Genomic DNA, 25,130 nt, shown 5'->3' with positions numbered 1-25,130 from the left:
GCAACTCAACCGGTAAGTAGCTTTTTCTCATTTAGCCAGCAATCTGCTCATGAGTGTTATTTTCTAATGCTCATCGGAACGCATATCAACTTTCACTTTTTATGTTTAAAGCTGTCCTATAGGCTTCCCGGACTTCATGAAGAATTTAAACAAAGGGAAATACAGAATAAGTTGAATCCGTCAAGCCAGTCTCAGCGAAATGAAGTGAAAGTCTTTTCTATGGTGATGACCGACGAGCACAACTTCAAGCTCCGTCCTGACCTCACGCTCGTCCAACACCTGGGGTCACTTTCACGAGGTTGATATGAACAGACTGATCAGTGCCAGTGTCCTGCTGACCCTCACGCTCGCTGCCTGTGGTCGCACTCAGCCCAGCGCGCCCGCCACCACGCCAGACGCTGCTGCCCCCACCGCCCCGAGTGTCCAGGTCACACCGGGGATCGTCTTCGACGAAACCCAGGGAACGCGCCTGTTCACGGGTCAGATGGCCGACGGGCTCCTTGACTTCAAGCTGCATCTGGACACGCGAGGCGCCGTCCGCACCCTGAACCTGGACCTACCAGCGCGCACGATCATCATCGGCGCCGCCTTTAAGGACTAACAGACCGCGTACGTGGCCGCCCGTACAGCCACAGAGACTGGTGATACGGACCGCATCTTCGAGGTGAACCTCAAGACGCTGAACATGCGCTTGGTGTCCGACGAGGGCGCGAACCGTCCCGTAGGGATTGAAATCAACTCCATCACATACAAGGACGGCACCCTGCGTTACTTCTCCCTCACGCCGAAACGTCTTCCTGACGGTGAACTGGAAAGCCACCTCACTCTGTTCCGGGCGGCTGGGGGCACGAGCTTCCAGGCGGTCGGAGAAGACACCGCTGAAGCCAAGCAGTTCGCGGCGCTCATGGTGCAGGCCGGACAGCGGGATTTGGCCGCTCAGCAACTCCGCCCTCAGGCTGGGGCGCCGTTCCTCCGATTCCCCAAAACGCTCGCCTCCCGTAACGTGCCGGGGTCGTCGTTCCACACGGGTCAGGATCTCTACGCCGTTGATCTCAACCGGGACAGTGGCGACATGGACCTCGGGGATGGCGTCGTGGCCGCAGCAAGTGGCCAGGTTACGCAGAGCGCCAACGTCGGCAGCGGGTACGGTGAGTACATCACGGTTCGTCACGCCAACGGTCTCACCACGGCGTACGCCCACCTCGATAAGCGGGTCGTCAGCACGGGCGTGAATGTTTACGAAGGTCAGTACATCGGCAACGTCGGCAAGAGTGGCGGGCAGACGTACGCGCACCTGCACTTTGTGCTGCGCAATGGCACCAGTCCACTGCAGGTCGCCAGCAGCACCTACCCCATGAAAGCCACGTATGGCGGCGTCGCCTGCCCGCTCACCTCCTTCCCGAACGAAACGAACGTCAGTCCCGCCACCTGCTGATCCAGGCCGCCCTCCTCCCATCGTCTCCTGACGGCTGGCTCGCGCAAGCGATCGGCCGTTTCTGCCTGAGGTGCTTTCCATGCTCAACCTGTTACGCTTCACCATGCTGACCCTGACCCTGTGCTCTGCCGGGCAGGCCGCCACGTCCACCAGTCCAGCGGTTCATCCCGGTCAGGTCTTTCGCGAAGCCGCGACAGGCACCCTGTTCGCCGCTCAGCAGGGGAATGGGATTGATTTCAACCTGTGGTTCGATCCGGCCGGTCCCAAAGCGCCCCGGCTGATCCTGAGCCGCGCCGCCCTTCCGGCCACCAACCTGATTGTCGGCGCAGACTTCGGCAAGGGCAACACGGTGTACGCGCTCGTACAGCGTGAATTGACCCGGCAGCGCAGTGAGCAGGATGTGTTCGCGCTTGACCGGGTGTATGGGACGCGCACGATGCTCTTCCGACTCAGTACGTTGGGCTTACAGACGGCTGTGGGGGAAAGCTTCCGGTACGATCCTTCAACGGACCGGGTGGTCTTCACGGCGTCGAAAGCGGCGCGCATCAACGGCCAGGTGGGCATGGTGAGCAGCACGTATTCGTACGGTCCAATCGCCTCAAAGACGCGAACCCTTCTGAAAATCCAGTGAGCCCTGTGCGCTCGTGACTGGTGTGGTCAGCAGGCCTCTCGTGTGTGACTCTGCCATTCCGTAACCAGCGCAGACCGCAGGTAGTGACGCGCTGGTACTCGTCATCGGTCAGGCGCTCGCCGGGGAACAGGTAGAGTTTGTCGTTGTCCTGGTTGTACGTGGCGGTGTGTGGCATGGCAGGTCTCCCCTGGAAAGAACGTGCGCGCGCAGCGCGCGCTTTATGCACCCTTTCGCTGCGCGAAGGGGTGCCGCCGCTCCGTGAGGGGCGGCCGCCCCCTGGGGGCTTATTGGTAGTCCGTTGACTGGCCGAAAGCGCACACTGGATCATGACCCAGGATCGCGTGGTGCCTGATCCACTGGACGCCTACTGCACCCAGTTGGATCATGTGTTTCATCGGCCCACGCAGCGCGAAGCGCTGCGCCTGTACCTGCAAGGACTTCTCCTCGGTACCGAGCGACACAAAACAGCGACGGGCATCGCCCATACAGCCCCAGGGAAGGCCGGAAGCCAGCACAAAGCAGCTCAGCGACTGCAATGGTTCCTGTCCGAAAGCACCTGGAATCCGGATGAGCTCCATCAAGCTCGTCTGGAGCTCATGCGTCGCGGATCGGCAACGGCACCCTCAGCTGATGCTGTTCTGGTCATCGATGAGACGGGTGACCGGAAGTACGGAACCCACACCGCCCATGTCGGGCGGCAGTATCTGGGCAGCCTGGGCAAAGTCGACTCGGGCATCGTCTCTGTACACGTGCTGTATGACACGCCGCAGGCCTATTTCCCTCTGCAATTGCGTCCCTACACGCCCGCGCATCACTTCCCGCGCAAGACCAATGACCCGGCTTTTCGCACCAAGCCTCAACTGGCGGTGGAGTTGATTGAGGCTGTTCGGCATGATTGGCCGTACCGCGCGGTCGTGGCGGATTGCCTGTATGGGCGGAACGAGCTGTTCGTGAAGTCACTGCTCACCTCTGCGATCCCATTTGTGCTGTCTTTGCCGAGTTCGTATGCGTGGTGGCATAAGCAGGGTCAACCTGGAGGGGTGGAAGACTTGGCGCTGCGGGCAGTGCCAACCGACTGGCAGCCGTTCAAGAGGACGTTCGCTGACGGTACAGAACGCGTGTTCTGGCGGGCAGAAGTGAGCGGTGGGCCGTACGGGCCTGGACGCGCTCTTCGCCTGATTGTGGTGACGCCTGACCCAGTCAAACTGCCGCATGAGACGACGGAATACCTCATCACCAATTTTCGGGAGAGCGAGAAGGACAGGTCACTGGGACGCGTCCCGGTGCCTCCGGCGGCCTCACTGGAGGTGGCACTGCTGTATGCCCGGCGCCCCCGGATTGAGCAGGCGTACCGAGAGGTGAAACAGCATCTGGGGTGGACGCACTGTCAGGCCCGGTCAGACATGGCTCTTCGCCGACATTGGAGTCTGGTGTGCGCAGCGTTTTGCTTTTTGCACTGGTGGAACGAGCACACACCTCGGGGCGAAGGTGAGACATCTCAGCGGGCGGATGCACGGCATCCGCCCAAGTGGAGCACGCTGCTGCATCAGGTGCGATTGTGGTTGGAGCCGTTCGTCTGGGTGTGGCAAGCCTGGCGGGCCTTTTCCACGGAGCGACCACCTCGGCCACTCTTCCTCTTGCTGGATCAGGTCGGCCAGGGTCAACCACTCCCGATGTACGTAGCCTGAATACCGTGTAGGACAGCAAACTTTGCCCGAGTCAACGGACTACCATTAGTTCAGTTCACCCTGCGGCAATACTTGGCTACGCATGGCCTGAGTGCTTACCGGCTCGCTCAGGCGGCGCGTGGACGGGTGAGCGAGCGCACTGTATATGCACTCGCGCGCGGTGAGGCGAGCCGCGTTGATCTGGGCACGCTGGGGGCAGTCATAAGCACACTGGAGGAGTTGACCGGCGAGCCAGTGAGCCCCGCCGACCTGCTGCAAGCGGTGACCGTGCCGGGCCCAGACCGCGAAGCGCGGGCGTGGTTGGACGGGGACGCCTCACGGCTCGGCGCCTTCGAGCCGTATGACTGGGGTGGCGCAGACCCCTATACCCTGGGCGAGCCGGTCCGGGTGGGACCAAACGGCGAACTCACTATCGGGAGCGAGTGACGGTTGCCCTGACGTTCGGCGCAGTGTTCGTGGCTGACTTTCCCGAACACGACCCCAGCGGCCATGAGCAAGAAGGCCCCCGGCCTGCCGTTCTGGTCGGGCTGCCCACCAATGCAGGGCGACCGCGTTTTCCCGTGCTGATCCTTGCCCCAGTGACGACCTTTCGGAAGCAGGCATGGGTCAGAGACGCCCCACATCTTTACCCGGTTCTGAGGGCCGGAGCCGGTGGACTGCGAGTGCATTCGGTCGCCCTGGTGGACCAGACGCGAGCCCTTGATGCCTCACGAGTGTCCCGCTATCTGGGCACATTGAACCCAGAGGACTATGCCCCAGTGCAGGCAGCGGTCCGGCTCATCTTCGGTGTGTGACTGAACTCCCGCCGGTCATGAGGCCTCGCGGTCACCCCTAGGTTCGTTACGGTCAAGAAATGCACAAGCATATCCTGGCGGCCGCTTTGGCCCTGAGTTGCACCGCACACGCCCTCACGATCCGTCTGCCCGAGAGTCTCGAAGTCGGCCGTCGGATTCCCCTGACGACCATCCTGGACAGTCGCTCAGCAACGGTGACCAGCAATGCCCCCGACGTGATCGAGGTGAGTGGGGGCGCGTTGATCGTCAAACGTCTGACGCCGACCGGCACTGTCGTAACGCTCACCGCGAGGGAGGGCGTGACACAGGCCCAGGCGAACGTCCGGACGCACGGTGTGGAGGTGATGCCCGGCCTGGGCACACTCCTGCCCGGCACGTCAGCGCCAGGCCTGCATCCATTCGTTGTGGTTCGAGCACGCACCACGAGCGGGAAAGGTCCCGAGAAGATGACGATCACGCTGAAGAAGGGGGACCAGGTGATTGGGAAACCCCTGCAGGTCACGCCCTTCCAGCTGGGCGGCATGAGTGCTTTCGCGTCGACGTTGCCGGTGACCGGGCCGGTCACCATGGAGGTGAGAGCCGCCGACGTGGCCCTCGCGGCAGCTTTCAGTACAGGCGGCATTGTGCCGGCGACGGCCAGTCTGGTGCAGGGCGTGAGGGGCTCCGTGCAGGGGCGAGCGCTGCAGCTCACCGGGACTCTGCCAGCTGCGACGACGGTCTCGGCACGGCTGATCCGGCAGGGAGCGGTGGTGCACGAGCAATGGTTGAACGTCGCCGCATTCCCGGCGACCGTGCCTCTGACTCAGGCCCCCGCGGGAGCAGCGGATCTGGATCTGCGTGTCTATAGCGAACCGGTCTTCAATGACAGGACAGTGCTGCCGGGCAGTGCCACCTTCGTGCAGTACCGGGCAGCCAAGCTCAATCTGCGTTAGTGATCTCCCACAAACGGCACCACACAAACGTGGTCACCCCCCGGCATGGGACGGTGGACACCATGGATATCGCTGCGGGTACGCTCACACTCCGACCGAACAGTGCGGCCTTCTCGCCCAAACCCGGCCAGCAGGATCTCGCCCTCCTGAATCAGCATCTGCAGGAGCGGTACGCGCTGAACACCCTGCACAATGGCCTCCTCTATCGCGCTGTCGTCGGTGCGGCCGTGGCTGACCTCATGACGCGCGATTCTCCGACAGCATCCCCGCTCGCCGAGCAGCTGCTCCGACAGACCATCGATGCAGCCCGTCTCGCCTGGGTCGTGGATCGCGCGGGCGGACGACCGCAGGTCCGTCTCTCTCAACCCATCCTGACTTCCCAGGGCGTGTGGTACGGCCCGGCAGAGCAGGTCCTGAACCAGCACGACCTCTCGGCGCACTGCGATGCTCACAGTGCCGCATACATGAAGGCGCAGTACCCACTCCACGTTCCCCAGGATGGTTACTGGGATGGCCTGGAGGCCTGTCTGTACGCCGCACCAGTGCCGATCATGCTGCCGACCCACGTGCGGTTGCTGATCACTGATATCCGCGGCCGCCGCCAGAGTGCCCACACCACCCCGATCCTGTGGGACGCACAGGTACCGGCTGGGCATCACAACGCCACTGTCGTCCACCTCTCCCACCCGGAAGCGTCGATCGGTGAGGTGGTCCTCGTCCTGGATCTGCCCCGACCCGGCATACAACAGACCATGGAGGAGCGTGGTGCGCTCCGGAGCATCACCTACCTCACCAGGACGACGTCCTGGCAACTGGGTTGGCAGACCACTCAGCGCATCCAGCCGGACGGCAGGGCCACGGACGGATCAACCGTCCACTATCAGGCGGTCAGCCAGGGCCAATGGGGCGCTCAGGAGGCCCGGCATCTTGCCCTGGCCCTCGCGGCCGTCCCGCGTGACTTGCTGCCCTGTACACACCGGACCAGCCAGAACTGGCCGGTCGCGTATTATTCGCTGCACCCGGCCAGCCCGCCGCGCCCGACGGTACACCCGCACGCCATGCCGTGAGCGTCGCCACCCCCACGCACACCACGCTGACAGCATGCAACCGAGAGGCTTCACCCTTATCTGGGTCCTGATCGTCCTTGTGATCCTGGCCGCCGTCAGCGGCGCCATGCTGCAATCCGCCAACACCAGTGACCGAACCGCACGCGCCGTCGCGCGGGGAACCCTCATTCGCATCCAGGAACAGAATACCCTGACCTACGGTCAGCGTCTCCTGGAAGCCAATGCAGGCACACTCCTCCGGTCCCTACCAGCCGCGAGTTCATATGCCACTGGAGAGATCCAAAGCCAGTTGCAACGCCAGGTTGATGAGTGGTGCACCCGGAACATCGACGGGAGCGGGAGCCAGATTCGGATCTACTTCTCCTCCACGGCGTGCGGTACGGAGTTGCCCGCTGGGCAACCAGCTCCAGTCCTCCAGTTGAACAGCACGGGCGCGAACCTGTGGTCCATGGAGGCCGAATTCTTCCTTTTGGCAGGACCACCGAGTCGTCCCACCGTTCGCCGAGGCACGCTCAACGCGCGGTATGGTGCGCCGCCTGCCAGCACCTACGCTCTGCTGAGCGCCGGCGACACCACCCTCGACTCACGCGTCCGCATCCAGGGGGACGCACACGTGGATGGCCGCCTGACGCTGCGGGATACGGTGGATCTCAGTGGGGCCCTCAGTACCAGCAACTGTCAGGTCGTCACGTCCGGATGTGTCGGCGCGGCTGAAGTCAATCTCGCCGACACCCGCACCAACGTCATGTCCATCCTCCCCACGCCCGCCCATCCGGCTGAACTCACCGGCACCCTTAGCGTGGGTCAGGCGGGAGAAACGGCCGCAATGAGCACACCCAGCCTGTCAGGCCTCACGATCGTAGCCAGCACCGTCGACCTCGGCGTCCTGGCGAGCGGTGAGCAGTACATCCGAGCCTGCGTATCATTCTTCTCCTGCACGACGTATCTCGGGACGACAGACGGCGCCCTGCATGAAGGGAGCGTGCGCAATGCCACCCTCATCTCAGGGTGGAACGGCGCGATCGGCATTACGCCCGCAGGGTCGGAGGTCGTGATCCGTCCCGTCAACCCTGACGCGCCGAGCGTGGCGCGATCACTCAGCCTCGTCGTGACGGGGGCCGCGAAGGTGGACGGGAATCTCATGTACACGCAGACCAGTTGCTCGGTCGACTCCTGCACGTCAGACCTGTCCACTGACGCCCTGTCCATTCAGGCCTCCAGGGTGACCGTGACGACTCGCACCGTGCGGACCCACGCGACGGTGATCACGGATCAGTTCCTCGTGACAGCCCCGTTAACCCTGTTCGGATCGCTCATCGGTGCACCGACCGGGGTCAGCGCTCAGCTGTACATCCAGGGCGACGCCAGGGCCCGCACGGGCCTCGCGCCAGTCGGTGTGCCCCAACTGGCTGCACGGTGGCGCGAAGCTAGTGTGACGGTGGGCCAATGATCCGCCCCTCAGCCAATGGCGCGGCGTACTACGTCCCGCAGGGCGGGTGGGTACAGGACCGCGAAGGTGCCCTGATGATCTGCCCAGACCCGTTCAAAATCTGCGTAGGGCATGGTGACGTATCCGAGCAGGGGATCCATGATGTACACCAGACGCCGGTCATCGTCGAATCCGGATGCGACGCGCCAGTGTGGGATCTTGCGCCCGGCGCTCACGTGCTTCTGAAGGACGATCAATGGCAATCCATTTCGAATGGCCATACGGACAGTTTGTACATGCCCCCTCGGAACAGGCGCGCCTCCATCCCGACCTGTGGGGCGTCATCGACGATGGCGCGCGCGGTCATGTGCGAGCGGGACGTGGGGCGGGTCTGGGCAGAGACGGCCGCCTGCGTGATCCGGATCCCGTAGTACTCGAGGACCTGCGTGATTCTGGCCGGCCCACAGGCGTTGTAGATCTGGCGCACCAGCACCGTCCCCTGCAACACGTACCCAGAGGGCAAGTTTTGCGCCACAGCGGTCACACCCATCGTAAGATGGGTGACGGTTGCCCAGAACAGGAGGGCAGCAATGCGGTTGGAACATGTCATACCGGAGAGTTTCATCGGCATAGGGGTGATCGAAATGGCAGGGCGCGTTTTCACATTCTTGGATCCAAAGGCCATCGCGCCTGGTCGTGCACGCATGCTGATGCCTGACCGGACAGTGACCACGGTCGAACACGTCCCCGACTGGTACTGGAAGCGAGCAGAACGGATGATCGGGTTTGCTGATCTGATGTTGCGTGGGGACGTGTACCTGTACACGTACTTCACCTGTGAGGAAGCCGACGACGGGACGATGTTCGAAACGGCGTACGCAACCCCGGAGGATTACAGCCGCTGGACTGTCATTGCGCGGGCCCAGACAGTACACGCAGCTCAGGAAATCCAGGCGACGATCCGCGCTGCCTGGTGGGAGGGGCCAGAGCAGCACCGGTACCCTCCCGCTGATCGGGGTCTCCGCATTCCTCCTCCTGGGTTCACCGTGCCAGCGCACCCGCTGGACGATATAGGCTGATCAGCAGAGGATCGCGCGTGCACAGTTCGACCCGGGCGGCTTCCGCGGCGTCCGGGTCGACTCGTGACCACTGAGCCAGCCGTTGTGCGAGGAGCCGCCGGGCTTCATCCCGTAGATCCGTCAGCGCTGGCGTCGGTTCATGCTGGGCGTATACGGGTGCGCGGTACAGCCGCAGCAGATCATGGAATGGGCATTCACTGAGCGCGTTCAGATCGCTGCGCAGGCGCCACCCGGAGATGGTCAGGGCGCCACGCTCCGATCCGAGCGGCGCGGTCAGGCCTGTGACCGCCTTGAACGCGGCTTTCAGCTTGTAGTGATTCTGATCCGGCTTCCCGCGGTAGCCGGGCGCGTACACGTCCTGCGCCGCTGAGAGTGCCAGTTCGCCGCGCTGGGCCAGGATGATCATGGGGAGCACCAGGACCGGTTGCAGCTGAAGTGCCGTGCCGTTCACGCGAATTTCTGGTACGGATCGGAGCATCATCACTTCCAGGGTGTGCCGGTTGTGCGTCCCGGCGAGCAGTGAGGGAATGGTCACCTGCAACAGCTGCCCGTACGAGTTCATGACGCCGGCGCCGAGCCGACGGTGGAGGAAGTCCAGTTCACTGGACAGTGTGATATCGAGGGTCTGTGTCCGGAGTGCGGCGACCGCCAGGAGCGCCCGCAGTTCCAATGGGAGCAGGCGATTCCCGGACGTCCGGCGCTGCGGGTTCAGGAACACTTGGTCCAGGAAGGCGAGTGCCGTGTGAATGTCTGGTTCGTGACCGAAACGATCGCGCAGGCGCTGGAGACGGATCGACGTCGCGTCACCGACGGGCAGCACGGCCGTGGCGGTCAGCAGAATCAGGGCTTCGCGCAGCGCCGGTTGATGGTGCATCTCCTCCGCGAGCGCGGCAGCCTGGGTGGCGTGGTGCGCGCAGGAGTCCGCGTCACCATGTCTCAGGTACAGGCGCGCCCGGGTCACAGCGACCTGTAGGGCAGTATCCCGCTGAGCCGTATCCATGGACACGGCCAGCGCGAGCAGCTGCGTCGCGGTCTCCAGATCACCGTCGTCCGCCCAGTACCGGGCCAGCTGATGCAGGGCCGTCAGGACGTCCAGGCTGGGCGTCAGGACTTCGGCGGCCTCCCGGGCGAGGCGTGCGCTTTCGCGAGCCGCCGGGCGGGCATCCAGAACGGCGCACGCCAGGGTGCGGGCCACGCGCGCCAGGACCATGGCGCGCCCCAGTTCCTCTGACAGGTCCCCCGTCGCCAGGACGGCGTAGGCCGCCTCATCAGCTTTCTGAGCGAACCCACGGGCCGCTTCCCCCGTCAGTTGCTGGGCATGCTGCGCGTACACCAGCCCGAGTTGCGCGAGGAGCGCGTGATGCGGGGCCTGGGTGGAGCAGGTGATGGCGGCCTGCAGGTGCTGAGCGGCGAGCTCGTAGTTCCCGGTGCGGTACCGGAATTGCCCGATCAAGGCGTGCGTGCTGGCAGGGTCGGCGCCGGCCCCGAGGGCTTCTTCGGCCATGCTGAGTCCGCGGACCAGTGATCCCCCTTCGAAGAGGGCCTGAGCGAACGCGACGTGGAGGGGTGACCCGGGTGCAGGCGCGGCACGCTGGAGGAGTGGGAGCGCAGCAGACAGCTGCTCCGCGCTCCGCAGGGTCGGCAGCATTCGCTCGAGGAGTGCGCGGGCTTCAGTCTCTTCGCCACTGGCGAGGTACGCCTCGACGGCCGCCATGGGCTGCTGAGCCTGGAGCGCTCCAGCGATGGCGCGTTGTGCACTGGCGTACTGTGAGGGTCGGTCTCGCAGCTGCAGGCGTAATTCCTCCCGGACGATGGGGTGCGGCGCCCACGAGTCGTTGTCGAGGCGGGTACAGGGCACGCCGTACGACAGGGCCGTCGCGAGCCACCCTTCCGTGAGGTTCAGGGCCGTATTGAGTGGATCAAGGGTGCGCCACGTCTTCAGCAGGCTCGCGCGGCGAAGGGACGGAATGAGGGTATCGGGCACGGTCAGGAGCAGCTCCTGTGCGACCAGGCGGGGGTCGTCGCCCAGGGCTGCCAGTGAGACGGCGGCAGGCCAGCCCTGTGTCAGATCCATCTGCGCTTCAGTCAGGCCCAGGTCGCGCATCTCGTCCGTGCTGAGGGCGAGCTCGCGGTCTGTGATCAGTTGGGTGGGGACATTGCGCAGGCGCAGGGTTCGGATCGGGAAATCCTCTGGTGTAGTGCTGGCGACGATCCAGCGAATGCCGGAGAGTTGAAGCAGGTTCGTGAAGAATCGGCGCCCGTCATTGTTCAGGGTTTCTGCGTCGTCGAGCAGAAGCGTGAGGGGGGCGTGCAGGTTCAGGTCGTGCCGTAAGGCGGCGGCCGCCGCGCGCTCAGTGACGGCGCTGCGAGAGAGCTCGTAGGCGAGCTGATTGTTCGGGTGGGGCGGGAGGACGCGGGCAACGACCCGGGCGATGCTGATCGGGTCAGGGTCGGCGTCGCTGAGCCGGATGTACAGGTGCCGTGGATCGCTACTGAGGGCGATCAGGTGGGTCGATTTGCCATACCCGTTGCCAGCCACCAGGGAGACGACGGCGGTCTCTGGATCTCGCAGTGCCGTGAGGACGTGTGGTCGGTTCGGCATGGGCGCGGCATCCTCCGTGGGCGGGCATGACCGTTCAACGATCAGGCATGTCTAGACATATTGGTAAGCAATGGATCCAAGCTCTCCGGGTCTGACTGAAATCTGACTGAAAACAGCCCCGCAACTCTCCAGGCTCTATCGAGAATCTCTCCAAAAGTCTTACAACATTATCAATCTCTCCAAGTCTGACGAAAGATGAAGACAGGGTTCGTTGAATTGTTCACATGAGATATAAATTCATAAAACTCACGCTGGAGAGATTTAGCGAAAACACCGTCCCAGTCAAGTAAAAAAGCGAAGCTCTCCCAATCAGGTTTGGAGAGAAATTATTCAGGACAGTGCTCGCATGAGCCGCGTCCTCCACCACCTGAGCACAACCGGGATGTGCATGACCACCATGCAGATCCTCACGGAGCTGCGCGCGGCTGCACCGATCTGCAAAGACCACGTCCGGACACAACTCACCCAGGGCATAGCCAATGGCACCCTCACCTGCGTGGCCGGCGTCTACTACGTCGTCACCGCCCAGATCAACGCCGCCCGGACCAATCACCTGCACCTCCTCGCCGAAGACCTCAAGCGCCACGGTCCCAGCGTCCGGCTGCCCATCATCAAACGCCTCGGTATCAGCGCGAGCTTTTTGGGCTGGATATTAGATGGTCCACAGTCCATCGTGACGATCAGCCTGCACGGCAAACGCACCCTCATCCTGAGCGCCGTGCAGGCCGAGCAACCTGCGCCTGACGCGACCGACGAGGACCTGCAACGCATCCTCAACCACATCAAAACGCTGAACGCACGCCGGGACAGCGTGACCCGCATGGTGACCGAGCTCAAACTCGCCCGGTCCACCATCCTCCAGGCCGCCGAGCAGTTGGTCGAACGAGGCTGCGCCGCCCTCCGCACCGGAACCCTGCTGGTCCTGGAATATCTCCGTGATCTGCCGACCCCCCAGCCCGCGACCGCACCGATCGCCGAGCCCCTGGTCGCCGACACCCGCCGCGCGCCTGTGCGCCCCGCACCCCGCACGCCGGTCCACCGGCCTCACCCTCGCGGCCCACGTGCGCCGCAGGGTCAAACGCCGCGGGCCACCCGGCGCACCGGTCCACCCGTGAGGGCAACCGGCCGCCCTGCTCCACCCACACGCGGCACACCGCTGGAGGTCACCTATGAGCGATTCACCCATACCAAGTCCAACCCCCGTGCTGGCCCGCCCAGCCCAACCAGTCGCCGTGCGACAGGTCGTGGAGCCGACGGTCGTGGAACCACAGATCGTGGAGCCGACGGTCGTAGAACCGCAGGTGGAACCCGCGTTCACACCGCCGCCCCCACCACCCGCAGCTCCCCAGCTCACGGCACAGCTGCACGCTCAGGATCAGGCAGCCGAGCCAGCCCCTCAAAAGCGGTCATTCCGTCAGTTCGACGACATCTACATCACCCGGTTCGCGGGCATCATCACGTACGTCCATGTGCTCAAGGACGCGCGCCTGGACGCCACGATCGGCAATTATCACTCCCAACCACAGGACGACCACTGGGTCGTGCAGGCCCTGACCGAGGCCGCTCGCCTCAGCCGCACGCGCAGCACCATTCGCATTCACACCACCGAATCCGAAATCACCAGCGCCATCCGTGACCTGCGGCACAAAAGTGACGAGTACGGCGAACTCGCCCGCTCGCTGGCGAAGTCCGGCAAGAGTTTCGTCCTCGCGCGCCCCGAACGGGAATCGCCCATCTGGCGTGACCTGATGAAGCTCATGAAAGACGGCAAGATGCCCACCCCCAGCCCCCTCGTCACCTACGTCGTCCACACGGCCGCCATCACAGACTACGAACGGGTGTATACCGGCGTCGTCATGGTCGGGCTCGGCACCATCGTCGTCCACGCCACGGCGTCCACTGGCGACGATCTGATCGACGCGGAACTCAACATGATGGAATGGGTCCTCCAGGTCGGAGGCGGCGGAGGCCGCATCGACGTCCACCACTCCACGGACGGCGCGCGGCGAATCTGGGAACAGGCCGACCATCTCGCCAAGCAGGAAGGCACCCATGATCTGGGCCGCAGTGGGACCCGCCTGCGTTCCCTGGCCCGCGAGGCATTCCGCATCCGCACGCAGATCCAGGCGGCCCGGGCGCCCAATCCACTCTTCGACCGCTTTGCCCGGTTCGCGGCCAGCACCTGCTGGGCAGACGGCAACATCCTCTGACATGCAGACCCTTGACCAGTACGCGCGAACGGGGCTGATTCCAGCCCCGGTACTGGCCAGCACGGCGGCAGAACTGAAGGATGGCGGCAGCGTCCTGGGCGCCCTCCACCGGCACCTGGGCGCCCAGACCGACACCGTCTGGGCGCAACTCGCCCAACGCAGCAACCGCACGTTCGTACCCCACCCGGCCGCTGCTGGCCCGATCGACGCCCGCCTGCTGCCCCTCCACCTCGCCCTCGACCACCTGGTTCTCCCACGCGTCAGGGCCTTCACCACCATCCACCTGCTCAGCCCTGACCCGCTCGCCCGCGTGACGGACTTCACGTCGCTGCGCACCCACTTCAACCCACTCGTGCCCGGCGGTCAGGCCACGCTCCGCATTGACCTGGCCCCACCCGCAACCTTCCGGGAACTCTTCACGCTGGTCTACCCGGATGCGCGTGCGCACTGGCGGGACGTGGAGGACGCTGCCGCCCTGGCGGCGCTCCTGCCCAGGTCCGCCTGGGAGAACTACCGGCCCAACCCGGAAGAGGAAGCGGACGCGCGAGCCGCCATGCTCGGCCTGCCCTACATCGACCCCACGACCTATCCGCCTACCCCTGGCGTTCTGCGAGACCACCCGGTCGTCCCCTTCACCACCAGACGCCTGTACCCCCACAGCACGGAGAACGGGCACCTTCTCGTGCTGGGCACCCTGATGCACAACGACGAGCTCCCCGCCCTGCAACACAAGGTTCAAACCCTTGAGGACGCGCTCCTGCAACCCATGAAACTCTGCCTGACCAGCCCGCGGCAACTGGCCCGCCTGCTCAGAACCCTCAGCGAGGTACACCCCGCATGACCACCACCTTCTCCAGCCAAGCCGCCCAGACGTTCCCCGAGGCTCTGCGCCCATTGTTCAGCCGCCTCGTCCACGAGGCCGTCCGCAGTGGCACGCTGGCCGCTGTGCCCGTGGCCAGTTCCGGTGAGCAGCAGGACTACCTCATGCTGCTCGACGCGAACTCCCAGGCGTGGCTCAGCGACATCAGTGCCAAAATCCGGGCCCTCCTGAAACCCACCAACGCGCCCATCCCGGCGAACATCGCGGTGCACATTGACGCGTCCCTCCTGGCGGCCATCATTGAAGCCCGCACGCAGCCCCGCCCGGACCGCACCCCAAAAGCGGCCGCGCAAGAGCGTCAACCCGGGAAACCCGCAGCCGTGACCCCGCGGAAAGAAGGTGCCAGGCAGGCCGTGAACGAGGGTCAGCCCACCAGCGAACCCCAAGTCGAAGCGAACGAGGGTCAACCGAGCACTGAACCCCAGGTCGAAGTGAACGATGGCAGCGCTGCTTGAAGAAGCCCTCGCATGCCTGGCACGGGGCTGCTCCATCCTCCCCGTGCACGCAGGCAACGACCGCGACAAGGATCCACACAGCGCCCTGTTGATTCGCACGGGCTACCACCGTCCTGACCCGGAGAACCCCGCCCGTCTCCGGGCCAGCTGGAAGCCCCTCCAGACCGCCCCCCCCTCCGCAGAGACCGTCACGGCGTGGTTCGCCAACACGCAGAACGTCGGCATGGCACTCGTGACCGGCCGCATCAGTGGCCGGATCGTCATTGACTTCGACGGTGACGAAGGCCGCGCGTACGCTCACTCGCTGGGCATCCGGCCGCACGTCCTCACGGGCGGCGGCTACCACTGGCACTTACGGGCACCCGAGTGGCGCGTCGGGAATCTGGTCGGGAAGTCCACCCACGACGCGCCCGACTGCGTCGACGTCCGGGGCGACGGCGGAAACGCCATCCTGCCGCCGACCGTGACCCGCAAGGGGCCTTACCTGTACCTGCGGGACCCGGCGGACATCGACACGCTCGACGACCTGCCCCTGACCCTGCGCGAAGCGCTCCGCCTGGTGCCGCCACTCCCGGCGCCACCACCGATGACCGGTCCTCTCCCCCGCGGCGACGACCGATACCCCAGCAGCCGCATCCTCGACTGGGCCCTCCAGAAAGTTCAGGACGGAACACTCGGCGGCCGGAACGACACGGGATATCACCTTGCGTGGGCGCTGTACAACAACGGCTACAGCCACGCGGAAGTGCTCCAGGTCGGCCAGACGTACGTCAGCCACGTCGGCCATCAGCACCCGGATGGGCGGGGCGCGCCGTACACCCTGGACGAGTACCGCGCGAGCATGCGCACCGCGTACGCCGCACCACGCGGTGAGCCGTGGGGGTACAGCAGCACAGATGCCCGGCCGACGCCACAGACCGCAACCCAGGCCCTGGAGGACGTGTACACCCAACTCCCACCCGAAGATCAAGCGCGGGCGGCGCACCTCATCGCGCGCGAGTGGGCGGCCACTGGACGGCCCATCGAGGACACCATCCGGTACCTGCGCTTGATCGGCCATGACGCGGCCCCGAAGACCGCTCGCGCGGCCTACGTCGCACACGAGCGCCGTGAAACCATGCCTGGTTCCCTGGATACCTTCCTCCGCGCCCGGCGGGTGCGGTACGGGAGGAGCACTTGACGCGGGGGCTGGACTCTGCCAACAATGGCAGCACGAAATCCTGCAGGGTTCACCCCCTGCCCCCGTTGTCAAAACCCCACCGTTCCCGTTCGGGATTGCACGCTCGTGCACGGTGGGGTTTTGCTTTGCCCGGAGGCTGCTGATGCGGCCTCCGGGCCCCGCTGCAGCCTCCGGAAGGAGGCCTCATGTTCGTACTCGAATACACCGTCGGCGGCACGTCCAAGTTCCAATTCGGGGCCTGCCCCAAGAGTCTCAGAGCGGCTGTGAGAGCACAGGAGCAAGGCACCAGCCTCGCCCTGGGCGAACCCATCCGCACCGACCGGCTCCACCTCTTCCCCGCCGTTCAGGCCCGCCTGAACCACCAGTAACCCTTGTGGGTCGCCTCGAGCGGCCCGGCACCGTCCAAAGCGTGCCGGGCTCCCCCGGGGCGCACTCGACTTCACCCGCCCAGCTGACCCCCCTTCTCACCGGAGGGCGGACAGCCCCCGGACCTGAAGTCCTCCACGTCGGAGGCAAGGAGTACACCATGGCACGAGGCATGAATCACGTTTTCCTGATCGGCGTTCTCGCTCGCGAAGCTGAACTGCGCTACACCCCCAGCGGCACCGCCGTGTTCGAGGCCACCATCGCCGGTGAAGATCACATCACCGGCAGTGACGGCCAGCCCCGCAAGCTCCCCTGGTACCACCGCGTGTCCATCCTCGGCAAACCCGCCGAGTGGCAGGCCGAACGCAACCTCAAGGCAGGCGATGCCGTGATGGTCGAAGGCAGCGTGGAGTACAGCCAGTGGGACGCTCCGGAAGGCGGCAAGCGCAGCATGGTCCGCGTCAAAGCCCAGCGCATGGAGCAGCTCGGGTACTCGCCGGAACTCATTCAGGACGCCGGAGGCGGTGTGCGGATGAGCGGCGGCATGAACGAAGTCATCCTGATCGGCAACGTCACCCGTGACCCCGAACTCCGATACACCCCCGCCGGCGACGCCGTGCTCGGAATCGGCCTGGCCGTGAACGAGACCTGGAATGACCGCCAGGGCCAGAAGCAGGAGAAAACCCACTGGATCGACGTCACGTTGTGGCGCGAACTTGCCGAACGCATGAAGGACCTCCGTAAAGGGGACCCCGTGCTCGTGCAGGGACGCCTCACCAACGAAGCCTGGACCGACCGCGACGGTAACAAGCGCAACACCACCAAGGTGGAAGCGTCCCGTGTCGAAGCGCTCGCCCGTGGCACCGCTACGCAGGGCAGCACGCCGACCCGCAGTGCCGCGCCCGCCCCCGCACGTCAGCCTGTCGCCGCCGGAGCCTCCCGCTCCAGCAGCCCGGCCCCGACGCGCCCCGCCCCCACCCACTCGGGAGGACTCGACATCGATCAGGGACTGGATGATCACTTCCCGCCCGACGAGGACCTGCCTTTCTGAGTCACCCCGTTGAGATGCTGTACGCGCCGAGTTGACCTTGCGTCCTCGAACCGTACAACAACAGCCCTATCCGGCTGGATGATCCCCGATTGACCTTGCGTCTCGGGGATTTTCTCATTGGTGGGTCCGATGTGGCATTTCCCGCTGTGGCGCGGCGCAGAAGGTGCTACAGTCATCTCAGTTTCTCCGCGAAGGTCACTTCGCCCCCGTTGTCGAAATCCTGCCGGCCCCCACGAGGGCACCCCCTTTACGGGGACCGGCAGGATTTCTCTTTTTTCGCTCAGGAGTGCGTCAGCAAGCAGTGTGCTGGCGCCCTCCCGGGCCCACACATTGACTGCTGGCGCGCTCCGCCTTCACCGCCCACCCGTGGGCACAAGGAGTGCGTCATGCTCATCATCACCCGTCAGCAGTTCGCCGTTGCCGTCATCGCCCTCGCCCTGATGGCCGCCGTCATCCTGCTCGACCTGCCCGCCGGTTTCGGCGTGGCCACCCTCGCCGCTTTCCTCATCAGTGGTCTGCTCGTCACCCTGCAAGGCTGGGAAGAGCACAGCACCCGCCTGATGCTCGTTCAGCGCAGCACGGACAACCTGAAGGACGGCCGCATGGTCATCCGCCTGCAGGCCGCTGGCCTCGCGCCCCTCACCCTGCACGTCGGCGACCTGATCGACACGATCAAGGACGCCCAACGCGAAGCGCGCTGGGACCGCATGCAGTCCAGGACCGTGCCCGTGAGCGGGTCCGTGCGTCTGATCATCCTCACGCATGGCGACACCAGTGTCGTCAACTTCCGCCCCACCAGCGGGGTCGGTTACCGGGTCATCGTGCCCACCAAGGAACTCCAGCAGCTGCTGCCCCGTTAAGCCCCGTCCACCCGATCCTTCCCGGCACGAACTGCGTGCCGGGGTCCCACACGGGGCACGGCGCTGCAGCTTCGGTCCGGACCTCCACCAGGAGCCTCCCATGACCATGAAACGTGAAATCTGGAGCGAGAAGCGCCACCAAACCGTACTTGCCGTCCCGAACGTGCTCGGGGAGGATGTGTTCCTCGAAGTGCTGCGTCAGGTAAAAAACGACTACGTCCGACTCACGGACGTCGAGACCCTGCACCTGGCTTCCATGGCCACGGCAGGGTCGCCTGACCAGCAGCTCTTCGCTCGTGACCAGCTCGCGCGCAACGCTGGCCCACTCCTCCTGGAAGTCGCGTACGAGTACAGCACCCGTTTCGGCGGCCTGCTCGAAGCGTATGACGGCGCCCTGCACCAGCTGAACAAGCTGCTCCCGCGAGTCACTGAAACCGAAGGCGGGAAAACCCGCCGGACCGGTTGGAACCCCAACCAGAACGGCTTCCGCTGGCTGGCCTGGGTGCAGTACAAACTGCCCGCAGAGATGCCCATGGCGGCCGAACGTCTGGTCGACGACAAGCGCGCCAGTGGCGCACCCGCGGCGATCGCCTCCGGGCGCTCCAGACTCCTCGCCACGGTCGGCAACGACGGCGCCCTCTTCGACGAGTGGGTCCGCCTGGCCAAGACACCCCGTCCCGCGAGTCACCTCCCCAAAGGCCGAAAGAACCTCATCGTGAAAAAAGGCGGTCTGCGCCGCGTCACCGCGACCTTCCTGGCCGCCGGTGTCAACGGGAAAACCACCCCCACGACAACCCTCCCGGAAGCCCGCACCAGCGTGCTGCCCCTGACCCCCGCCTGGATCGCCCGCGCTGTACGAGCGAATGCCCGCGCCATCCTGGCCCGCCCGAAACTGAGCGAGTCGACGATGCGTCAGGCCCGCGCACTGGCCAGCGTCACGGAACTGTGGGTGAACCGGAACGCGAAAGCGCACCGCCTCGACGCCGTCACCGGCGAAGACGGCGATCAGCGCCTCGCGGACATCCTCACCGCTGAACCCGTGGCACCCCAGCGCTACGAAGCCCCGCTCCACCAGCTGGACCAGATCCGCGCCCTGCGCGCCTACCAGCGGTTCGGCCCCATCCACGGTGCGGTCCTCACCCGCCTTCCTGTCCGGGAACTCCTTCCCGTGCACCGGAAGCGGCAGCAGGAACGTCAGGTGCGGGACCGGTTCGCTCAGTTCTGCGAGCAGGCCGGGATTCCCGGCCAGGGACATGAAGCCATCGCGGCGGCACGTCTCGCGCTCGCCCTGACCGGCACGCCCCTGGATGCGCCCATGGACGATGTCCGTGAAGCACTCCGCGGCGTACAGGCTGCCCTGCGCGGCAAGACTGCCGTCTCCCGTGCGTCCCAGCTGGGCTCCGCCCTCCTGACGGCACTGATCGGCACCCCCCTTCAGCGTGCGTCCGAAGACGACGAAGCCGTCGCCGGTGCCCTGCACCGGGCCAACCCCACCCTCCTCTTCCGGTTCAATCTGGCGGCCGCCGTGCTGTACGGCCGGAAGCTGGACCGTCAGGGCAAGGCCGACCGGACCTTCGTGGCCGCCTGCGTGAAAGCTGGCGTGCGGATCAGGCACGCGGAAGACGCGCTCGACCAGCTCGCTCACGTGCCCATCACGACCCGCCGCGCCCAGCGCGTCCGGGTTCAGGGTGGCACCCGCTACGTCCGTCCCATGCAACTCGCGCTCGAAGCCTGCGCTCAGAGCGCCGACGCCCGGGCGCGCGACGCCCGACTGACCCTCCTCCGCCTGGAAGGCGAACTCGCTGCTGCTGAAGCTGCTGCGGATATCGCCCCAGAAAAGGAATGGATCGCCGCCCTGGATCACGCCAAGGACATCCGGACCCAGTACCGGGCGGCGCATCGCGTCAGCGAAACGCTCACGAACTGCGCCGAAGCCCTCGAACAGAGCGGCACCGACCTGAACCTGGGCCGTGCACTCCTCGCCCTGGTCGATCAGGACAACATCCTGGACGATCACCTGGCCCTACAGAACCCGCTCGCGTGGTGGGCTGACGCCTGGTGGTCCATCCCCGAAGGCGCAAGCGAAATTCACGTGCCCTTCTGAACTGAATCTCTTTCCCCATTGCGGTGGGGAGAGATCCCCCCACCGCTCCCCTGGAGCACCCATGAATGACCGACTTGATCTGGCCCAGCTCGCCCCCCACGCCCCCAAGCGGAACGTCGCCGATTTCCTTCGCCGGACCATCAACCCTGACTTCCTCGAACGCTGCGTGGACAAGCAAGCCAGTGTGGCCGCCCAGCGTGCCGCTGCCCGCAAACGCGGCGATGACGTGACGATCACGGCGCCCCTGGCCGGCGTCCTGATCGGCACCAAGCAGCAGTACCCCGCCCTATACGACGCGTTCTTCGCCCTCGTGAAGGCTGGGGTCATGGCGCGCCACCAACGCACCGCGATCACCGAAGGCATGCCGTTCGCTGGCGTGAAATCCGGCGACCGCGTGGCCGTGACGGAACGCGACTTCATTGACCCCTTGACCGTGCACACCCGCGAGGGCGTGGACATCGACCTACGTGCCGAAAGCGCCCTGGTTCGTCTCTCCCGCTCATGGATGGAAGTGGACCGCGTGTTCAACGCTGAAACCGTCCTCTCCAGGGGTGAAGCGGGCGCGCTGGAAGCCACCCAATTCGCGCACAGTGAGTATCAGGTCCTCAGCGAGAGCCTCCTGACCGAGGTCCTCGACGTCGAAGGCCTGCTCATCCCCTGGGACGCCTCACCCCGCGACGCCCGGGCCCTCGCCGAAACCATCAGTGACACGTACCTGCGCACCCGCGTCCTGGCTGCGCTCGATCAGATGGACGGCGTGGATGACAGCAGGCGCGTCTACCTCCACAGCGAGGGCCAACCCGCCTTCCGCGTCCGGAAGATTGCACCCGTCGAGAAGTGGAAGCCGTACACGCCCACCCCTCCTCAGCGGACCGTCCCCGAACCCACCCCCCAGAAACGGCGCCCCAGCCGGACCAACACGGCGAAGAAACGTGTGGTCTCCGTCGCTGCATACGCCGACATGCTCACCCGCCTGAGCGCCCTCCGACAGGAACGAGAGACCATCTCCGAACTGATGGGCAGCGCGATCGAAGACGGGGACCTGCGTGAAAGTGCCGCCTACGATGAAGCCCGCACCCGCATGTTCGAAACAGACGCCGCGATCAGTCAACTCGAACGCGACCTGCTCGACGTGGAACCGGGTGACGTGGACAGCAACATCGGCCGCACCTTCGCGATCACCATCGCCGGCGTCCCCAAAACCGTCCGCCTCACCGATGGACACCCCCAGATCGGCGAAGTCAGCACCGCCTCCCCTCTCGGTCAGGCCCTGCTCCACGCCACCGCTGGACAGACCGTGACCGTCACCTCCACGCACCACCGCCTCGTGCCCACCACCAGCCGTCAGATCATGACTGCCGGAACCGTCACGAGTAAGCGCCACGTCCCAGAAGGCGTGACCGCACCGGCCATCACCGACGTGCACACCCAGTACACGTCCACACTCGTCACCTACAAGCGGGAACAGCCAGTCCAGGTTGTGAACGTGATCCACATTCTCAGCATCACCTGAACCCTCAGCATCACCCCGTTGACTTCGAGTGCCCTACTGGTTGACCTTGCGTCCCAGGCCTGCACACGAACTGCGCTCACCCGCAGAAGATGCCCCCGATTGACCTTGTGTCTCGGGGGTTTCCTGTTGCTCCCCACTCGTCACCCCCACGTCCCACACACTCGGGGCATGCGACGACTCAGCACCGTGCTGTTGCCCGCCGCCCTCCTGCTGTCTTCATGCGGCACTGGGGCCTTCAGCAATCCGTTCATTCAGACCATCGAGGTCACCCTGAATCCCAGTGCCGTCACCCTCCCACCGGGTAGCTCCACACGAGTCCAGGTGACCGGCAAAGTCAGTGGCACCGCCGATACCGTCACGGGCCTGAACATCACCCCTCGCGAAGTTCCGGCGGAATTGACCGTGACACCCAGCACGGGCGCCCTCACCGTCGCCGTGCAGTCCGGGGCGGCCCCAGGGACCTACAGCGTGCCACTGGCCGTCACTGCCGCTGGCGGGAGCGGTACGGCCGTCCTGGCCGTGACGGTCACCCCTACGACCCGTACGCCGTACACCATCAAACCCATCACCGCCCTGACGTTGCAGCCTGGTCAGCAGCGCCGGGTTTCCATCACGCCGGACCGCGCTGGAGAACTCGCCACCGACGTGCGGATCACCGGCCTCACAGGCGCGCTGGGCGTCACGCAGGACGCTGACCCGCTCGGCTTCACGATCAGCGCGGCGGCCACCCAGACCGTCGGAGCGTACGTCCTGCAGATCACGACGTCCGATGGCACGCAAACCGTCACCACCCCACTCACCGTGAACGTTGAGGAGCAGAAATGAAAACGCGTCTGAAGATGGTCATCCTGGGAGCATCACTTGCCTTCGGCCTCGCCTCCGCAGCTCCAATGGAGACCCCCCAGAACACGTACATGGGCGGCAGCATCACCCGCGAGTACCGCGCCAGTGATCTGAAGCAGGCGTACGGGATTCTCGATATCGCCATGGGCGAAATCTGGGTGCTCAATCTCCCCGATGACGTGGTGGATGTCATCACGTCCCGCGAGGGCGTCCTGCAGTTCTCCCAGCGCGGTCAACGGGTGGTGATCGGGGCGACGGCCAGCACCGGCTCATACCCCATCCTGGTGATGACGGCTGACAGCGTGTACTTCTTCCAGGCGCGCCTCGCGCCGTCCCGCGGTGGCGGGGTGCGGAACATCATCGTTCGCGCTGACCAGGCGCCGGAACCCGGACAGCAGATCCCCGGCTTCCCCACCCAGGCCGCACCCACCAACGCGCTCCCGCAGACCAGCGTGCCAGCTCCGGCCACGGCCTCCCGTGCAGTCGCTGCAACCCCTACTGCATCTGCCCCCACTGCAACCGTTCCTCGGACGACGACCTCCACCCCGACCAGGACCGTCACGTCGCAGGTCACCCCACAACCCGCCGCCCCTGCTGTGTCCGTGCCCGTGTCTCTGCCAGCACGGGCGGACGTCGAGTTTCGCGCCCTGACCAACGGGCAGCAGACCAGGGTCTACTACCGGATTACCAACTCCGGGAGCGTCCCCGTCACGTTCGACGAACGGCGCCTCACCCTGAACGGCGTTCAAGGCCTGGGGGCGACGGATGCCGTGGTGCGCGTCAACCCAGGCGAAACGAAGTACGGTCAGGTCGATCTGACCACTGCCTCCACCAGCATCAACGCCCAGTGGCAGGGCAGCAGCGTGGACGGGCAGGCGGCCGCCGAGGTCATGCGGACCGTCACGGTCGAGCGCCTGGGTGCCAGTTGAGTGAACCTTTGAACCAGGAAACGTCCGCCCAGGCTCTGGCGGACGTTTCCTCTCTCCTGCACGACCTGGCCATCGGGAGCCGCCGACTCGCGGATCTCGATGGCCGCGTGGACGTGGCCGCCCTGGTCCAGCAGGACCTCCTGCGGGTCGTGCACGGCGTCCTCGGTCCTGTGGTCATCCTGGGTACGGCTGGCCGGGCGGCGTGCCAGCTCACGAACCCGAAACCCCTCTCCGCGAGCACGGCTACGGATGAAGTGGCGCTGCGCGAAGCGACCCTCATGGCCGTCGCGCGTGGGTACACCGTGACCCTTGTGGGGTCCCGCTCACTGCGCCTGAGCGATCAGGATGGGCGGGAGCACGTGCTCTACATCCGCGTGTCGAGTGGGCCACCCAGCACGAAGTGGGTGGCCACCCTCATCCGGCGGCACCGCAGCACCCTCCGACTGCACTCCGGCACGCTCATTCTGGTCGTCACCCGGCCCGAGAACTACGCGCGGCAGGTCCAGTACCAGCGTCACCTTCAGGTCTGGGCACTCCAGTAGTCCACCGTGATGACCTCTACGTGCGGGTAGTCCGCCTTCATCCGGGCGGATCGGATCGCGCTGGGGGTCGCCCAGACCAGGCCACTGTACGGTTCGAACTGACGCACCTTGCGCCGGATCGTGCGGCGGTCGTATCCCGCGTCGTACTCCATGGCGACCAACTCTTCCCCGTCCTTCATGACAGCGTCCGGTCGGTGAAAACGGCCGCCCCGGTCAATCGTCCACTGCTCGGCACTCGCGGCCAACTGCCACCGCATGGCCGCTGTGCCTGCCGCGTGGGACAGGGAGCTGATCAGCGCGTCCCGCAGCCTGGAGTCCGAGGCTGCGCGAAACGTCACGTCCACCGTCCAGGAGCTCTTCCGCATGGGCTGCACGGACAGCGTCAGCCCAGGGAAACGCGTGCCGTCCAGCCCCACCCTGGATAGCATCGCGTCGGTCAGCACGTCGTCAACTGCGAGCAGCTCCTCGATCGCCTGCCGATTCCGGTTCGCCTGAGCGAGCCGGTCCATGGGCGTGGGGCGAGGGCTGGGAGGTGATTGA

The 25,130-nt window shown here is 65.4% G+C and carries 25 protein-coding genes; 20 read left to right on the top strand and 5 right to left on the bottom strand.

Features of this window, described 5'->3' with window-relative positions; genetic code table 11:
* Positions 1–304: 304 nt before the first annotated feature.
* The 8 genes from CBQ26_RS16940 (at position 305) to CBQ26_RS16900 (ending at position 7,997) form a co-directional block, all read left to right on the top strand.
* Positions 305–601 carry a hypothetical protein gene (locus CBQ26_RS16940; protein WP_088249821.1) on the top strand — a complete coding sequence of 99 codons (297 nt, stop codon included), beginning with the start codon at positions 305–307 and terminating at the stop codon, positions 599–601.
* Positions 602–613: 12 nt separating this feature from the next.
* Entirely contained in the window at positions 614–1,435 is an 822-nt protein-coding gene (locus CBQ26_RS16935) for a M23 family metallopeptidase (RefSeq protein ID WP_088249820.1), read from the top strand.
* 79 nt (positions 1,436–1,514) lie between these two features.
* The gene (locus tag CBQ26_RS16930; protein ID WP_143342191.1) at positions 1,515–2,066 is read left to right on the top strand and encodes a hypothetical protein; all 552 of its coding nucleotides are present in this window, start codon (positions 1,515–1,517) and stop codon (positions 2,064–2,066) included.
* A 326-nt stretch (positions 2,067–2,392) separates the two neighbouring features.
* Entirely contained in the window at positions 2,393–3,754 is a 1,362-nt protein-coding gene (locus tag CBQ26_RS16925) for an IS701 family transposase (RefSeq protein WP_088249818.1), read from the top strand.
* 422 nt (positions 3,755–4,176) lie between these two features.
* Entirely contained in the window at positions 4,177–4,548 is a 372-nt protein-coding gene (locus CBQ26_RS23190) for a type II toxin-antitoxin system PemK/MazF family toxin (RefSeq protein WP_216360385.1), read from the top strand.
* 59 nt (positions 4,549–4,607) lie between these two features.
* Entirely contained in the window at positions 4,608–5,480 is an 873-nt protein-coding gene (locus tag CBQ26_RS16910; protein WP_088249816.1) for a hypothetical protein, read from the top strand.
* 62 nt (positions 5,481–5,542) lie between these two features.
* The gene (locus CBQ26_RS16905) at positions 5,543–6,547 is read left to right on the top strand and encodes a hypothetical protein (RefSeq protein WP_143342190.1); all 1,005 of its coding nucleotides are present in this window, start codon (positions 5,543–5,545) and stop codon (positions 6,545–6,547) included.
* Positions 6,548–6,581: 34 nt separating this feature from the next.
* A complete protein-coding gene (locus CBQ26_RS16900) occupies positions 6,582–7,997 on the top strand; it encodes a type II secretion system protein (protein ID WP_088249814.1) in 1,416 nt (471 codons plus the stop codon).
* Between the two features lie 8 nt (positions 7,998–8,005).
* Here CBQ26_RS16900 and CBQ26_RS22635 read toward each other — a convergent pair whose 3' ends face one another.
* From CBQ26_RS22635 to CBQ26_RS21515, 4 genes are all read right to left on the bottom strand, one after another.
* The gene (locus CBQ26_RS22635; RefSeq protein ID WP_230269851.1) at positions 8,006–8,257 is read right to left on the bottom strand and encodes a cysteine peptidase family C39 domain-containing protein; all 252 of its coding nucleotides are present in this window, start codon (positions 8,255–8,257) and stop codon (positions 8,006–8,008) included.
* Positions 8,230–8,607, bottom strand: a complete 378-nt coding sequence (locus tag CBQ26_RS22630; protein WP_244898076.1) for a C39 family peptidase — start codon at positions 8,605–8,607, stop codon at positions 8,230–8,232. Before CBQ26_RS22630 ends, CBQ26_RS22635 begins: the two co-directional genes overlap by 28 nt.
* 410 nt (positions 8,608–9,017) lie before the next feature.
* Complete coding sequence (locus CBQ26_RS16885; protein WP_143342189.1) at positions 9,018–11,657, bottom strand: MalT transcriptional regulator family protein; 2,640 nt, start codon at positions 11,655–11,657, stop codon at positions 9,018–9,020.
* Positions 11,658–11,877: 220 nt separating this feature from the next.
* Complete coding sequence (locus CBQ26_RS21515) at positions 11,878–12,243, bottom strand: hypothetical protein (protein ID WP_143342188.1); 366 nt, start codon at positions 12,241–12,243, stop codon at positions 11,878–11,880.
* Between the two features lie 583 nt (positions 12,244–12,826).
* Here CBQ26_RS21515 and CBQ26_RS16875 point away from each other — a divergent pair.
* The 12 genes from CBQ26_RS16875 (at position 12,827) to CBQ26_RS16820 (ending at position 24,590) form a co-directional block, all read left to right on the top strand.
* The gene (locus CBQ26_RS16875) at positions 12,827–13,867 is read left to right on the top strand and encodes a hypothetical protein (protein WP_244898075.1); all 1,041 of its coding nucleotides are present in this window, start codon (positions 12,827–12,829) and stop codon (positions 13,865–13,867) included.
* Between the two features lies 1 nt (position 13,868).
* Positions 13,869–14,708: a hypothetical protein gene (locus CBQ26_RS16870; protein ID WP_088249810.1), complete on the top strand. Its 840-nt coding sequence runs from the start codon at positions 13,869–13,871 to the stop codon at positions 14,706–14,708.
* Entirely contained in the window at positions 14,705–15,202 is a 498-nt protein-coding gene (locus CBQ26_RS16865) for a hypothetical protein (protein WP_088249809.1), read from the top strand. The genes CBQ26_RS16870 and CBQ26_RS16865 overlap by 4 nt, the downstream gene beginning before the upstream one ends.
* Positions 15,186–16,382: a bifunctional DNA primase/polymerase gene (locus CBQ26_RS16860; RefSeq protein ID WP_088249808.1), complete on the top strand. Its 1,197-nt coding sequence runs from the start codon at positions 15,186–15,188 to the stop codon at positions 16,380–16,382. Before CBQ26_RS16865 ends, CBQ26_RS16860 begins: the two co-directional genes overlap by 17 nt.
* A 185-nt stretch (positions 16,383–16,567) precedes the next feature.
* On the top strand, positions 16,568–16,750 hold the full coding sequence (locus tag CBQ26_RS16855) for a hypothetical protein (protein ID WP_055364262.1): 183 nt from the start codon (positions 16,568–16,570) through the stop codon (positions 16,748–16,750).
* A gap of 170 nt (positions 16,751–16,920) precedes the next feature.
* Entirely contained in the window at positions 16,921–17,799 is an 879-nt protein-coding gene (locus CBQ26_RS16850) for a single-stranded DNA-binding protein (RefSeq protein ID WP_244898072.1), read from the top strand.
* A gap of 386 nt (positions 17,800–18,185) precedes the next feature.
* Positions 18,186–18,659, top strand: coding sequence for a hypothetical protein (locus tag CBQ26_RS16845; RefSeq protein WP_088249806.1), 474 nt, complete (start codon positions 18,186–18,188; stop codon positions 18,657–18,659).
* Positions 18,660–18,759: 100 nt separating this feature from the next.
* A complete protein-coding gene (locus CBQ26_RS16840; protein WP_088249805.1) occupies positions 18,760–20,763 on the top strand; it encodes a hypothetical protein in 2,004 nt (667 codons plus the stop codon).
* Between the two features lie 61 nt (positions 20,764–20,824).
* Positions 20,825–22,276 (top strand): GreA/GreB family elongation factor, encoded by a 1,452-nt coding sequence (locus tag CBQ26_RS22625; RefSeq protein ID WP_244898071.1) that lies wholly within the window; start codon positions 20,825–20,827, stop codon positions 22,274–22,276.
* 168 nt (positions 22,277–22,444) lie between these two features.
* Positions 22,445–23,101 carry a hypothetical protein gene (locus CBQ26_RS16830; RefSeq protein ID WP_088249804.1) on the top strand — a complete coding sequence of 219 codons (657 nt, stop codon included), beginning with the start codon at positions 22,445–22,447 and terminating at the stop codon, positions 23,099–23,101.
* A complete protein-coding gene (locus CBQ26_RS16825; protein WP_143342187.1) occupies positions 23,098–24,048 on the top strand; it encodes a hypothetical protein in 951 nt (316 codons plus the stop codon). Before CBQ26_RS16830 ends, CBQ26_RS16825 begins: the two co-directional genes overlap by 4 nt.
* A gap of 8 nt (positions 24,049–24,056) precedes the next feature.
* On the top strand, positions 24,057–24,590 hold the full coding sequence (locus tag CBQ26_RS16820) for a hypothetical protein (RefSeq protein ID WP_088249802.1): 534 nt from the start codon (positions 24,057–24,059) through the stop codon (positions 24,588–24,590).
* On the opposite strand, the gene CBQ26_RS16815 is transcribed toward CBQ26_RS16820, so the two are convergent.
* Positions 24,569–25,099, bottom strand: coding sequence for a hypothetical protein (locus CBQ26_RS16815; protein ID WP_088249801.1), 531 nt, complete (start codon positions 25,097–25,099; stop codon positions 24,569–24,571). The two genes, CBQ26_RS16820 and CBQ26_RS16815, sit on opposite strands and share 22 nt — an antisense overlap.
* Positions 25,100–25,130: the final 31 nt, after the last annotated feature.

Source organism: Deinococcus indicus (genome assembly GCF_002198095.1).
Lineage (GTDB): Bacteria > Deinococcota > Deinococci > Deinococcales > Deinococcaceae > Deinococcus > Deinococcus caeni.
This window is presented reverse-complemented; position numbering and strand designations above follow the sequence as displayed.